The organism is Streptomyces sp. R21 (genome assembly GCF_041051975.1).
Lineage (GTDB): Bacteria > Actinomycetota > Actinomycetes > Streptomycetales > Streptomycetaceae > Streptomyces.
Genome location: NZ_CP163435.1, coordinates 5,582,329 through 5,595,311, shown reverse-complemented (window position 1 = coordinate 5,595,311; position 12,983 = coordinate 5,582,329). Strand labels below are relative to the sequence as shown.

The window sequence follows — 12,983 nt, the reverse complement described above, 5'->3', positions numbered from 1 at the left end:
CGCCCCACCCCGTCCCCTCCCCCGATACGGCACACTGGAGGTTTGGCCGTGCGGAAGGGACAAGTACGTGAACGGACCGCTCATCGTCCAGTCGGACAAGACCCTGCTCCTCGAGGTCGACCACGAGCAGGCCGACGCATGCCGTCGGGTCATCGCGCCGTTCGCGGAGCTGGAGAGGGCGCCGGAGCACATCCACACCTACCGGGTGACGCCGCTCGGGCTGTGGAACGCGCGCGCCGCGGGGCATGACGCGGAGCAGGTCGTGGACGCGCTCGTGCAGTACAGCCGCTACCCGGTGCCGCATGCCCTCCTCGTGGACATCGCCGAGACGATGGACCGCTACGGCCGCCTCACCCTCAGCAAGCACCCGACGCACGGCCTCGTCCTGACGACCACCGACCGGCCCGTGCTGGAGGAGATCCTGCGCTCCAAGCGGGTCACGCCGCTGGTCGGGGCCCGCATCGACGCCGACACCGTCGCCGTGCACCCCTCCGAGCGCGGGCAGATCAAGCAGACGCTGCTCAAGCTGGGCTGGCCCGCCGAGGACCTCGCGGGGTACGTCGACGGCGAGGCGCACGCGATCGAGCTGGCCGAGGACGGCTGGGCGCTGCGCCCGTACCAGAAGCAGGCCGTGGAGGGGTTCTGGCACGGCGGCAGTGGTGTGGTCGTGCTGCCCTGTGGTGCCGGAAAGACCCTCGTCGGGGCCGGGGCCATGGCGCAGGCCAAGGCGACCACGCTCATCCTCGTCACCAACACCGTCTCCGCCCGCCAGTGGAAGCACGAGCTGGTCAAGCGCACCTCGCTCACCGAGGAGGAGATCGGCGAGTACAGCGGGACGCGCAAGGAGATCAGGCCCGTCACCATCGCCACGTACCAGGTGCTGACCACGCGGCGGAAGGGCGTCTACCCGCACCTGGAGCTGTTCGACTCCCGGGACTGGGGACTCATCGTCTACGACGAGGTGCACCTGCTGCCCGCGCCGGTCTTCAAGTTCACCGCCGACCTCCAGGCCCGGCGGCGGCTGGGGCTGACCGCGACCCTCGTGCGCGAGGACGGGCGGGAGTCCGACGTGTTCTCGCTCATCGGCCCGAAGCGGTTCGACGCTCCCTGGAAGGAGATCGAGGCGCAGGGCTACATCGCGCCCGCCGACTGCGTCGAGGTCCGGGTGAACCTCACGGACTCAGAGCGGCTGGCGTACGCCACCGCCGAGACCGAGGAGAAGTACCGGTACTGCGCCACCACCGCCACCAAGCGGAAGGTGACCGAGGCGCTGGTGAAGAGGTTCGCGGGGCAGCAGATCCTTGTCATCGGACAGTACATCGACCAACTCGACGAGCTGGGCGAGCACTTGAACGCGCCCGTGATCAAGGGCGAGACGCCCAACTCACAGCGCGAGAAGCTCTTCGACGCGTTCCGGGAGGGCGAGATCAGCGTGCTGGTCGTGTCCAAGGTCGCGAACTTCTCGATCGACCTGCCGGAGGCGACCGTCGCCATCCAGGTGTCGGGCACGTTCGGATCGCGGCAGGAGGAGGCTCAGCGGCTGGGACGGGTGCTGCGGCCGAAGGCCGACGGCCACCAGGCGCACTTCTACTCCGTCGTCGCCCGCGACACCATCGACCAGGACTTCGCCGCCCACCGCCAGCGCTTCCTGGCGGAACAGGGCTACGCCTACCGGATCATGGACGCGGACGAGCTGCTCGCGGGCAGCTGACTGTCCGGCGCCGCCTTGCGCCGGGTGCTCAGCGGCGCCGTACGCCCGCTTCCTCGCCGTACTCGCCGAGGAGGACGACACCGAGGGCCGCACCGGCGAACACCTTGACGGCGCGCAGGGCGTCGCCGACGCGGTGGCGGGCGGGCCGGCTGCCGTCCAGGGCGGTGGCGCCGGACGGAACGTGGCGGACAGGGGCCGGGGTGATGGTTGCTGCGCTCATACATCCAGCATGGAATCGCGGCCCCTGAATGGCGTCGGTCTACGGACCGAACCCGCACGGCACTCCCGTACGCCTCCGGGGCGCCCCGGCTACACCTCAGGAGGGAGCCGGTCCCCTAGGGTCCGGCCCCCCGGCACCCTGAGAAAACCGTTGGCCCCACACCCTCCGCTCACCTAGAATCTCCGCTCTTGCCCGCCTCCCTTCACGGAGCGCCGCTGCCCGGACGGAAACCGGGCGGCACCCAGTGACCCGTTCGCAGCAGGTTCCCGGAGGCACCCCCTTGTCCACCCCGCCCGCTCCCACCGACCGCCCTCTCGATCCCCTCACCCGCGAGCGGACCCATCTCGCCGACTCCCGGGCCGCGCTGCGCGCGATGCGCGAGGACGCGGAGAACCTCGACATCAGCGACGTCACCGCGAACTGGGTGAACGCCGCGATCCTGGAGCGCCAGATCGGCGAGCGCATCAAGGCCCTCGCCGACCTCAGCCACACCCCGCTGTTCTTCGGGCGGCTGGACTATCTGCACGCACCCGGCGCGGACAAGGCCGAGGGCGGCGAGGGCGAACGCTTCTACATCGGGCGCCGGCATGTGCACGACGCAGGCGGCGACCCGATGGTGATCGACTGGCGCGCCCCGGTGTCGCAGCCGTTCTACCGGGCCTCCAAGAAGGACCCGATGGACGTCGGGCTGCGCCGCCGCTTCGGGTACACGGGCGGCGACCTCACGGCGTACGAGGACGAGCACCTGTCCGACCCGGTCGAGGCGGCGACCACCAGCAAGCTGCTCCAGCAGGAGATCGAGCGCCCGCGCGTGGGCCCGATGCGCGACATCGTGGCGACCATCCAGCCCGAGCAGGACGAAATCGTACGGTCGGGGCTCTCGGGTTCCGTGTGCGTGCAGGGAGGGCCGGGCACCGGGAAGACGGCCGTGGGCCTGCACCGTGTCGCGTATCTCCTCTACGCCCACCGCGACCGGCTCGCCCGCACCGGCACCCTCGTCATCGGGCCGAACAAGTCCTTCCTCCACTACATCGAGCAGGTGCTGCCCGCGCTGGGCGAGCTGGAGGTCAAGCAGGCCACCGTCGACGACCTGGTCGCCCATGTGGAGGTGCGCGGGACCGACGCGGCACCGGCCGCCGTCCTCAAGGGCGACGCCCGCATGGCGGAGGTGCTGCGCCGGGCCGTGCGCTCGCACATCACGCTGCCCACCGAGCCGGTCGTGGTGGTGCGCGGCTCGCGACGCTGGCGCGTACCGGCGTACGAACTCACGGACATCGTCGAGGAGTTGATGGCCCGCGACATCCGCTACGGCGCCGCGCGCGAGGCCCTGCCGCAGCGGATCGCGCACGCCGTGCTGGTCCAGATGGAGCGGTCGGGCGAGGCGCCGGACGACCGTGTGCAGGACGCCGTCGCCCGCAACCCCGCGGTGAAGGCGGTGGTGAAGGCGATCTGGCCGCCCGTGGACCCGGCGAAGCTGGTGCTGCGGCTGCTCTGCGACGCGGACTTCCTCGCCGCCCACGCAGCGGGGATCCTCGACGCGGACGAGCAGAAGGAGATCCTCTGGCAGAAGCCGGTGCGGTCGGTGAAGTCGGCCAAGTGGGCCGCCGCCGACGCCGTGTTGATCGACGAGGCGACCGATCTCGTCCAGCGGACGCACTCGCTCGGGCATGTGGTGCTCGACGAGGCGCAGGACCTGTCGCCGATGCAGTACCGGGCGGTGGGCCGGCGCTGCACGACCGGTTCGGCGACGGTCCTCGGCGACCTGGCGCAGGGCACCACGCCCTGGGCGACCAGGAGTTGGGACGAGGCGCTGCTCCACCTCGGCAAGACGGAGGCCGTCGTCGAGGAGCTGACGGCGGGCTTCCGTGTCCCCACCGACGTGATCACCTACGCGTCCCGGCTGCTGCCGCACATCGCGCCCGGCCTGACACCGGTCGCGTCGGTGCGTGAGAACCCTGGCTTCTTCGAGGTCCGCGCCACCAGCGAGGACTCCCACGTGGTCGCCGCCGGCGAGGAGTTGCTGCGCAACGAGGGGTCGATCGGCCTGATCGCGGCGGACGCGCGGATCCCCGTCCTCGCCGAGGCGCTGACGGCGGCCGGGCTGCCGTACCTCGGCCCGGGCGAGGAGACGACGGCCGAAACCCGCCTCACCCTCGTCCCCGCCTCGCTCGCCAAGGGCCTGGAGTACGACTACGTGGTCCTGGACGAGCCGCAGGCGGTGGTCGACGGCGAGCCGGACGAGCGGACGGGCCTGCGCCGCCTGTACGTGGCCCTGACCCGAGCGGTCTCGGGCCTGATCGTGACGCACGCGGCCCCGCTGCCGCCTCAGCTCGGCTGACCTTCAGCCCGCCGGGCCCTCAGCCCGCCGGACCCCTCGGCCGACTTCCGCTGCTCAACTCGGCTGATACCGCGTCCAGTCCTCGGGCATCGACTTCAGCAGGGCATCCAGGAGGCCGGGGAACCTGGCGTCGAGGTCGTCGCGGCGCAGCTGCACATAGCGGTTGCGGCCGACGGCCCGCGTCGAGGTGATCCCGGCCTCGCGCATGATCCGCATGTGATGCGAGACGGTCGACTTGTGCAGATGCCCGATGCCCAGCGCGTCGGGGGCGCAGGAGAAGGCCTGCCCGTTCGCGTACACCTTCAGCAGCCACAGCCGCACCGGGTCACCGAGCGCATGCAGCACCTTGACCAGATCGATGTCGTCCACATCGGGCTGCGGCAGCTGCTCGCCTTCATCGGACATGGCGCGACCCCTTCCCCTTAACGTTTGACAATCATCCAACAGTCTCTATTGTTTGACCAACGTCAAACCGTTCACGGACTGCTGGGGGACCCGTGCGTCTACGTCTGCTCCTGCTCGCTCTCGGCACCTTCGCCGTCGGAACCGACGGCATGGTGATGGCCGGCATCCTGCCGCTGATCGCCCATGATCTGGACGTCTCCATCTCGGTCGCCGGACAGCTGGTGACCGTCTTCGCGCTGTCGTACGCGGTCCTCGCACCCGTACTGGCGACAGCGACCGCCCGATGGCCCCGCCGCCGGGCCCTGCTCACCGCACTGGCCGTCTTCACCCTCGCCAACGCCCTTACTGCGCTGGCCCCTTCGTACGGCTTCCTGCTGGCCACCCGGGTGCTGGCGGCCCTGGGCGCCGCGCTCTACACACCGACGGCCAACGCCGTGGCCACCTCGCTCGTCCCGCCGGAGCGGCGCGGGCGGGCCATCGCGGTGGTGATGGGCGGGCTGACCGCCGCGACGGCGCTCGGGGTTCCGCTGGGCACCTGGATCGGCCGCACCGACTGGCGGCTGACGATGTGGCTGGTGACCGGCCTCGGGGTGGCCGCCTTCGCCGGGCTGGCCCTGCTGCTGCGCGAACTCCCGCAGCCCGTGGCCGTGTTGACCCTGCGGGCCCGTCTCGCCCCGCTTTCGAACGCACGCGTCCTGGGCGCGGCGGTCACCACGTTCCTGGTCTTCCTGGCCTTCCAGACGTCGTACATCTACTACACGGTGGCCACCCACCCCGCGACGGGCGGAGACCAGGACCGGCTGACCCTGCTGCTTCTGGTCTCCGGGTTCGCGTCGGTCGGCGGCGGCCAGCTCGGCGGACGGCTGGTGGACCGATGGGGGCCGCGGGCGGTGATCCTCTCCTCCGGCACGGCGTATCTGGTGCTGGCGGGCGCCCAGCCCTGGACGCTCCGTGCCATGCCGACGGCCCTGGCGGCCTCCGCGCTCACCCCGCTCGTCGGCTGGTCGATCGCCGTGGCCCTCACCGCCCGCCTCGCCTCCCTCGACCCGGCGAACGCGCCCCTGCTCATCTCGCTCAACAGCAGCGCGCTCTACCTGGGCATCGCGGCGGCGGGCGGCACCGGAAGCCTCGCGATATCGCTGCTGGGCGACCGCTGGTTCCTGCTGGTGGGGGCGGTCTTCGCGGCGCTGGCGGTCGCGGTGGCGGCACTGACGGCACGGGACCCGCAGGCACAGCGGCCCGTGACGGAGAAGACCACGGCTCCCGTACGAGCCTGAAACGCGAATGGTCCCCCGGATGCGTGCGCATCCGGGGGACCACCCACAACTACCCGTAAGACCGTCCTACTTGAACAGTCCGTCTTGCTTGAACAGCCCGTCTTGCTTGAACAGTCCGTCTTACTTGAACTTGCGGTACATGGCCTGGTAGACGGCCTTGGCGTCGGGGCCGAGGCGGGGGCCGGTCAGGGCTCCGTTGCCCCCGAGCGAGGTGTTGGACACCAGGTAGTTGCGGCCGTTGTGCGACGTGAACCAGGGGCCGCCCGAGGAGCCGCCGGTCATGGTGCAGCCGACCTGGTACTCGGCCGGGTACTTGCTCGGGTAGCTGGAGCCGAGCACGTAGCGCTTGGTGGCGCCCCGGCAGTCGTACATCTTGGAGCCCTCGTAGGGCGCGCCGGCCGGGTAGCCGCGGACCTTCATGTTCTTGACCTTGTTGGCCGCCGGCGCGTTGAACCACACCGGAAGGGCCGAACCGACCTGCTCCTGAAGGGACTTGTGGCCCTTCGGCTGCTGCACGTGGAGCACGGCGTAGTCGTACGTGGACGCCCAGGTGCCGCTGTGGCCGGAGCCGCCCTTGATCCAGTTGTTGGACGTGACGGCCCAGTCGGCCCAGAAGTTGCCGTACGGCGAGACGCTGCGGCTGTTGGCGTTCTGGGTCGCCTGCTGGATGTTGAGGTTGCCCTTGTTGTTGAAGGACGGGTAGAAGGCGATGTTGCGGTACCAGCCGCCGCCCTTGCCGCCGTGCACGCAGTGACCGGCGGTCCACACCATGTTGGACTTGCCGGGGTGCTTCGGGTCGGAGACGACCGCGGCGGAGCAGACGTACTCGCCCTCGGGCGTGCTGAAGAACAGCTTGCCGACCGCCGCCGCGTTCTTGTGGTACGTGGACTTGACCCGGGTGGCGTTGTACTTCCTCACCGGGCCGTCGGGCTCGTACGCGTAGACCGCGCCGCCCGAACCGGAGCTCATGTTGGTCGACTTGGCGACCGTCGGCATGTCACCGGCGACGGTCTTGGCCTTGGCGATGCGCTCCGGCGTCCAGAAGTTGTCGATGTACGGGTTGGCGAAGTCCTCAGCCTTGGAAGCCCAGTTGCTGTAGTCCTTCCAGCCGCCGTTCTTCCACTTGTCCAGGGCGGCGCCGCTGAGCTCGGTCGGGATGCCCTCGGGCAGCTTGTAGCCGCCGATCGAGGTGCCCGCGTCGTCGTCCGAACCGGTGTCGACGCCCTTGTCCGCCTGGGCGGACGAGGTGGGCTTCGCGTCCGCCGCGTCGTCCTTCTTGTTGTCGTTGCAGGCCGTGGTGGTGACCATGATGGCCGCGACCACGGCTGCGGCGGCCGCGAATGAGCGGCTGCGTATGGATGGCATGGAGCCTGTCCCCCTGTTACTTCCCTCTGCGTGCACGTGCTTTGTCATGCCCCGGTTCAACTTTGGGGCGTCCTCACTATGCACGTACACGGGGCACGGAATGATCCACGGGACGGCTTCAGCACACAACAACTACCCGTCGGATATAGATCCGTGACCTCGGCTCAACCGGCCAGGCACCTCATGCCGGTTCGTCCAGCGCCCGCCGCCACCGCGCCACGGCTGCCACGTCGACGGGGGCGGACCAGCCGCCCGGCCTGGCGGCGCCGCCGATGTGGAAGGCGTCGACGCCCGCGGCGCGCAGCCGAGGGACATGGTCGAGGCGGAGGCCGCCGCCGACCATGATCCGCGGCTCGTAGCCGGGCTCGCCGCGGCGGGCGGCCTCGGCGACGAGCGTGGGCAGGCCCTCGTCCACGCCGGACGCGGCGCCCGCGGTGAGATAGGCGTCCAGGCCGGGCAGATCCGCGAGCTGCTTGCGCAGGGCGTCGCGGTCGGCGGCGCGGTCGATGGCGCGGTGGAACGTCCAGCGGCAGCCGTCCAGCTCGGCGACGATCCGCTCCACGGCGGGCAGGTCGGGGCCGCCGTGCTCGTCGAGGAACCCGAGCACGAACTCGTCCGCTCCGGCGGTGCGCAGCTCCCCGGCAAGGCGTACGAGCGCATCGACGTCCCCGGCCGCGAAGCCGTCCGCGCGGCGGAGCATCACGCGCAGCGAGATGTCCACGGCGGCGCGGATCCCGGCGAAGGTCTCCACCGACGGGGTGAGGCCGTCGGCGGCCATGTCGGTGACCAGCTCGAGGCGGTCCGCGCCTCCGGCCTGGGCGGCGACCGCGTCCTCCGGGCCGAGGGCGATCACCTCCAGGGCTGCACGCTTGCTCATACGGCCTCTTCCCTTGGAGCGGCTACAGGTCTAGTCCAATCCCAGACTACGCCGCTCCTGGGCGACCTCGCGAGAAGCTCGGCCCGCCGGGGTGCCGCGAGGGTGGCCCCTGCTTGTCCGGCACCCGGGACGGTTCCGATGGTCCGCAGGGGTCAGCTTTCGCGGGCGTACAGGCGCAGTGAGCGCTCCAGGCCCTGTTCCTCGTAGGCGTATGTCTCCAGTTCCTCGCTCACCCGTGTGTACCCGGCGCGGGAGATGACGCCCTGGGAAGGGAGGTTGGTGTGGTCGATGGCGGCGAAGAGTACGTCCACGTCCTCGCGGGACAGGGCCCAGGCGGAGAGCGCGCCCAGGGCCTCGGAGGCGTAGCCGTTGCCGCGGGCGGACTCCGCCAGGTCATAGCCGACCTCGGCACGGCGGTCCTCGTCGGGGGCGCCGTGGAAGCCCATGCCGCCGACCGCACGGCCGTCCTCCGTGCGGACGAGGACGAACATGCCCCACTCCGGGCGGTGCGTCCCCGCCTCGTACGACTTCGCGACCATCCCGGCAGCCGACCGCGTGCCCTCGAACGGGCCGTCCTCGACCCACTCGAAGCCGCCGGTGCCGCCCGCGCTCAGGTCGGCGGCGGCCGCGGGCGTGACCCCTTGCAGGGTGAGGCGCTCGGCGGGGATGACCAGGTTGTTGTTCCAGCGCCACTCGGTGAGCGGGGCGCGGTCGGACAGTTCTCCGCGGCCGGTGGCCCACAGAAGGGTCGGCCAGGGGGCGTCGCCGGGGCGGACGTGCGGGAAGATCCGCGCGAGGACGTCCGCGCACAGCTCGGCCGGGGGCTCGTACGCCAGGCCCAGGCCCTCCGCGATGTCGTGGGTGTGCACCAGGATCTCGGTGACGCCCATCGCGGCGAAGCCCTCGCGGTTCGCGCTGCGGAAGGGGTACGGGTGGAAGGCGCGCACCTCGCGGGGCGTCGTGCGCACGGCGGCGGCGAGCAGGGCGCCGGTCGTCTCGATCACGTCGAGGTGGCCCGCGTTGTCGGTGCCGTCCTCCATCACGATGTCGAACGGCATGTAGGCCTTGGTCGCGCGTCCCGCCAACTGGCCCGCGTACGCGATGAGATCACCGCAGATGTGCTCGGCGGTCTCGCGGCAACTCCAGTCCAGGCGGCCCGCCTTGGTCCCCTCCCAGTCCTGCTCGACCGCCGTCCGCAGCAGCGTCACGCAGCTCGCGACGGCTTCCTCCACCTGGTCCCCACCCATGCTTCGCATGCGGCGAGGATAGGTGATCAGGGTCAGGCGCGTTCGGGATTATTCGCCCGATCCGTACGGTCCATGCCGTCCGCCAGGTCCGTGCACTCCGTACGCTCCGCCCCCTCGGCCGACATCACCACCCGTGACGCCCGCGTACGGCGCTGCAGCCGCAGGGACACCGCCGCCGTACCCATTCCCGCCACCGTCAGAGCCGCTCCCGCCCACGCCGTCGAGGTGTAGCCGAAGCCCGCGTCGATGACCGTGCCGCCGAGCCAGGGGCCGCCGGTGTTGCCGAGGTTGAAGGCGGCCGTGGTGGTGGCGCCGGCCAGCGTGGGCGCGGCGCCCGCGACGTTGAACATGCGGGCGTTGAGCGCCGGGGCCGTGTAGAAGCAGGCCACTCCGAGGGCGAAGGAGAGAAGGACGGCGGCGACCGCGTACTGCCCCAGCAGGGCGAGGGCGACGAGGACGACCGTGTCGGCGGCGATGCCGGTGAGCAGTACGCCGAAGAGGTGCGCGTCCGCGACCCGCCCGCCGATCGTCGTGCCGATCAGCGCGCCGACCCCGAACAGGGCCAGGACCGTGGGCACCCAGCCGTCGTCCAGGCCCGCCACGTCCGTGAGCAGCGGGGCGAGATAGCTGAACGCGCAGAAGACGCCGCCGGCGGCGAGCGCGATCATCGCGATGGAGAGCAGTACCTGCGGGTCGCGGTAGATGCGGAGTTCCCGCTTGAGCTGCGGCTTCTCGTCGGGCAGCGGGATGCGCGGAATGAGCGTGACGACGCCGACGAGTGCGATCGCGGAGGCCGCGCCGACCGCCCAGAAGGCGGACCGCCAGCCCAGGTGCTCGCCGAGAAACGCGCCCGCGGGGACCCCGAGGACGTTCGCGATCGACAGGCCGCCGATCATCACGGCGAGTGCGCGGGCGCGGGCGTTCAGCGGCACCATCGCCACGGCCACCGCCGCGCCCACCGCCCAGAACCCGGCGCAGGCGAGCGCGCTGACCACCCGGGACGCGAACAGGACGCCGTACGACGGAGCGAGCGCGCCCGCGACCTGGCCCACGCCGAAGACGGCGATCAGCGAGACGAGCGTCGTACGGCGGGGCAGCCGCAGCGTCGCCACCGCGAGCAGCGGAGCGCCGACGACCATGCCGATCGCGAAGGCCGATATCAGCAGGCCCGCCTGCGGGATCGTGACGTCCATGTCGTCGGCGATCGGCGGCAGCAGGCCCGAGAGCATGAACTCGCTGGTGCCCAGGGCGAAGACGGAGAGGCCGAGGATGTAGACGGCGAGGGGCATGCGGGGGCGGGCGGCGGGTGCGGGCATATCACGGTCCAACGGAGCGAAGGGCGGGGCGCATTCCCCCCTGAGCGGGTGGGTGGGCAGCGGTGCGCGGGTGTCAGTCGGTCAGTTGGGCCAGTTCCGTCCGGAGGTTCTCGCGGGCCCGGGGCTCCCACTCCCGTTCCCCGTAGGGCGTCGTGAACAGCCTTGGGAGGTCCAGGAGTTGGCGGAGTACGGCGGCCCGGCCCGCGCGGAAAGCCTCGTCCGGGACGAAGCCGTACTCCTCGCGGACCGCGACCGTGTACGCGGCGTACGTTTCCGTCGGCGCCGCCAGGATCGCCAGATCCGCGTCGCAGAGCACGGCACCGTTGGAGTCGCCGGGCTCGGGCGCGTGCGTGAGCGTGAGGCGGACCAGGCGGGCGACCTCGGCCGTGCGAGCCGGGGAGACCCCCGCCTCCGGCAGCGCGCGCTCGGCCAGGCGGGCGGAACGCTCCTCGTTCGTCGACCGTTCCGGCAGGTAGACGGCATCGTGGAACCAGGCCGCCAGACGGACGGCGTCCGGGTCCTCGGCGTGCTCCTTCTGTACGTCGATCAGCACGTCGATGCGATCCAGGACCGCCGCCAGATGCTCGACCGTGTGGTACCGGCGCTGCGGCTCCGACCAGCGGCTCAGCAGATTGTCGGCGTACGGGGCCGGGTCGGGGTGGCCGGCGCCGTCGCGTGCGGTGGTGAGGGCGCGGTGCCAGCGGGCGCGCAGCGCGTCGTGATCGGCCATGTGGACATTGTCGCGGGTGGCCGGGTCTTCCGTCCCTCGGCCCCTAGCGTGGGGGCATGACTTCTGCCGAGCTGTACGACGACGTACGTGATCCGGAGCTTCCCGGGCGGCTGCTGCTCGTGGAGCGCGATGCGCTGATACCGCTGCTGCGGGGGCGCCCCGACTCCGACTTCGCGTTGCGGACCGCGTGTCCCGGCTGGACCGTGCGCGATGTGCTGGCGCACTGCTCTGCCGCGTTGATGCGGGTGGTGGAGAGCCGCTACGAGAAGGACGTGTTCAGCCCCGCCGCGAACGAGCGGGACATCGCCGAGCGGGACGACTGGCCGCATGCGCGGGTCGTGGACGAGCTGGAGCGGGGGATGAGCGAGGCCGGGGCGGTGATCGCCAAGGCGGGTGGTGTTCTCGACGCGGTGGCGCTCGGGGAGTGGGTGCATGCGGGGGATGTGCGGGAGGCGTTCGGGGTGGCGGGGGCGTACGGGGGTTCCGGGCTGCCGCACGCGCTGGCGCTGCTGGGGCGGATCACCCGGGAGCGGGGGTGTGTGCCACTGCACGCGGACCTCGACGACGTGGACTCGCCCCTACGGCTGGGGGGCGTGCCGGGGGACCGGCCTCCGGCGCGCTATCTCGGTGACGCCGCCACACTGATCCGGCTGTACGCGGGGCGTCCACTGGTGGGGGCGCGGTACGAGCTGGCGGGGGCGCGAGAGGCGGAGCTCAACATCTTCGGCTGACGCCGGTCACCGCCGGGAGTTCGTGGCGTACGGCCACCCGCAGCGCGAGCCGGGCGCTACGAACTCCCCGGCCAGGCCCGCCCCTTGGGCCTGCGCAACCCGGAGTCCGTCAGCAGCCGCACCACCTCGCGGCTACTGACCTCCACCGCTCCCGCGGCCACCACATCGGCGTACCGGTGCGAGGGGATGTCGTAGTGGTCGCGCTCGAAGGCCCGCGACGGAACGCCCAACCCGGCCGCGAAACCGTGCAGTTCGTCGAACGAGACGTCGCTGACGAGGTGGGACCAGAACCGCCCGTGTCCGGGCCAGGTCGGCGGATCGATGTACACCGTCACGACGGGGGCGTCCCGCCGGTCGCCGAGTCCAGCGCCCCCACCGAAGCGACCCGCACGCCCGCCTTGTGGCAGACCCAGTGCGGGTCGGGTCCCAACTCGGGCTCCACGTCGAGGGCGTGCGGGTCGCCGGAGCCGCACACGGGGCACAGCGGCCACCGCCCGTACCGTTCGAGAAGGGCGTCCTGGACGTCCTGGGCGATCAGCCCGGCGACGTAACCGGCGCCTTCCGGCCACTGCTCGACCCACCAGCGGCGTTGCACGACGGACTCCTCGACGAGGGAGACGACGTCGGCCTCGGCCACCTGGCCCGCGATCAGGTCGGCGAGCACCAGGGCGCGAGCCGCGTGCAACGCCTGCTCAAGGGGGCTGATGGGATCCATGCACCCATTGTGCGCACCCTTGACCCCATCCCCCAAAGGAAAATATCTTTC

Annotated in this window: 13 protein-coding genes; 4 read left to right on the top strand and 9 right to left on the bottom strand. The window is 71.4% G+C overall.

Going from position 1 to position 12,983, the window contains the following annotated elements; all coding sequences use genetic code 11:
* Window positions 1-67 precede the first annotated feature (67 nt).
* On the top strand, window positions 68-1,711 hold the full coding sequence (locus tag AB5J56_RS25085) for a DNA repair helicase XPB (RefSeq protein WP_369235172.1): 1,644 nt from the start codon (window positions 68-70) through the stop codon (window positions 1,709-1,711).
* Window positions 1,712-1,739: 28 nt separating this feature from the next.
* Here the strand turns inward: AB5J56_RS25085 and AB5J56_RS25080 are convergent, their stop codons facing one another.
* On the bottom strand, window positions 1,740-1,931 hold the full coding sequence (locus AB5J56_RS25080) for a hypothetical protein (protein ID WP_369235170.1): 192 nt from the start codon (window positions 1,929-1,931) through the stop codon (window positions 1,740-1,742).
* A 373-nt stretch (window positions 1,932-2,304) separates the two neighbouring features.
* On the opposite strand from AB5J56_RS25080, the gene AB5J56_RS25075 reads away from it, so the two are divergent.
* Window positions 2,305-4,269, top strand: a complete 1,965-nt coding sequence (locus AB5J56_RS25075) for an ATP-binding domain-containing protein (protein WP_369242757.1) — start codon at window positions 2,305-2,307, stop codon at window positions 4,267-4,269.
* A 54-nt stretch (window positions 4,270-4,323) separates the two neighbouring features.
* Here the strand turns inward: AB5J56_RS25075 and AB5J56_RS25070 are convergent, their stop codons facing one another.
* On the bottom strand, window positions 4,324-4,674 hold the full coding sequence (locus tag AB5J56_RS25070; RefSeq protein ID WP_369235168.1) for an ArsR/SmtB family transcription factor: 351 nt from the start codon (window positions 4,672-4,674) through the stop codon (window positions 4,324-4,326).
* Window positions 4,675-4,766: 92 nt separating this feature from the next.
* On the opposite strand from AB5J56_RS25070, the gene AB5J56_RS25065 reads away from it, so the two are divergent.
* On the top strand, window positions 4,767-5,951 hold the full coding sequence (locus AB5J56_RS25065; protein ID WP_369235166.1) for an MFS transporter: 1,185 nt from the start codon (window positions 4,767-4,769) through the stop codon (window positions 5,949-5,951).
* A 120-nt stretch (window positions 5,952-6,071) separates the two neighbouring features.
* Here the strand turns inward: AB5J56_RS25065 and AB5J56_RS25060 are convergent, their stop codons facing one another.
* The 5 genes from AB5J56_RS25060 to AB5J56_RS25040 form a co-directional block, all read right to left on the bottom strand.
* Window positions 6,072-7,316 (bottom strand): serine protease, encoded by a 1,245-nt coding sequence (locus tag AB5J56_RS25060; RefSeq protein ID WP_369235164.1) that lies wholly within the window; start codon window positions 7,314-7,316, stop codon window positions 6,072-6,074.
* A gap of 181 nt (window positions 7,317-7,497) precedes the next feature.
* Window positions 7,498-8,193: a copper homeostasis protein CutC gene (locus AB5J56_RS25055; RefSeq protein WP_369235162.1), complete on the bottom strand. Its 696-nt coding sequence runs from the start codon at window positions 8,191-8,193 to the stop codon at window positions 7,498-7,500.
* Window positions 8,194-8,345: 152 nt separating this feature from the next.
* On the bottom strand, window positions 8,346-9,449 hold the full coding sequence (locus tag AB5J56_RS25050; protein ID WP_369235160.1) for a GNAT family N-acetyltransferase: 1,104 nt from the start codon (window positions 9,447-9,449) through the stop codon (window positions 8,346-8,348).
* A gap of 23 nt (window positions 9,450-9,472) precedes the next feature.
* Window positions 9,473-10,729: a Cmx/CmrA family chloramphenicol efflux MFS transporter gene (locus tag AB5J56_RS25045; RefSeq protein ID WP_369242755.1), complete on the bottom strand. Its 1,257-nt coding sequence runs from the start codon at window positions 10,727-10,729 to the stop codon at window positions 9,473-9,475.
* Between the two features lie 100 nt (window positions 10,730-10,829).
* The gene (locus AB5J56_RS25040) at window positions 10,830-11,486 is read right to left on the bottom strand and encodes a hypothetical protein (RefSeq protein WP_369235158.1); all 657 of its coding nucleotides are present in this window, start codon (window positions 11,484-11,486) and stop codon (window positions 10,830-10,832) included.
* A gap of 56 nt (window positions 11,487-11,542) precedes the next feature.
* Here AB5J56_RS25040 and AB5J56_RS25035 point away from each other — a divergent pair, with 56 nt between their 5' ends.
* Window positions 11,543-12,217 carry a maleylpyruvate isomerase family mycothiol-dependent enzyme gene (locus tag AB5J56_RS25035; RefSeq protein WP_369235156.1) on the top strand — a complete coding sequence of 225 codons (675 nt, stop codon included), beginning with the start codon at window positions 11,543-11,545 and terminating at the stop codon, window positions 12,215-12,217.
* Window positions 12,218-12,273: 56 nt separating this feature from the next.
* On the opposite strand, the gene AB5J56_RS25030 is transcribed toward AB5J56_RS25035, so the two are convergent.
* Together AB5J56_RS25030 and AB5J56_RS25025 are read right to left on the bottom strand one after the other, a co-directional pair.
* Window positions 12,274-12,552 (bottom strand): DUF4031 domain-containing protein, encoded by a 279-nt coding sequence (locus tag AB5J56_RS25030; RefSeq protein ID WP_369235154.1) that lies wholly within the window; start codon window positions 12,550-12,552, stop codon window positions 12,274-12,276.
* Window positions 12,549-12,932 carry a hypothetical protein gene (locus AB5J56_RS25025; protein WP_369235152.1) on the bottom strand — a complete coding sequence of 128 codons (384 nt, stop codon included), beginning with the start codon at window positions 12,930-12,932 and terminating at the stop codon, window positions 12,549-12,551. The genes AB5J56_RS25030 and AB5J56_RS25025 overlap by 4 nt, the downstream gene beginning before the upstream one ends.
* Between the last annotated feature and the right edge of the window lie 51 nt (window positions 12,933-12,983).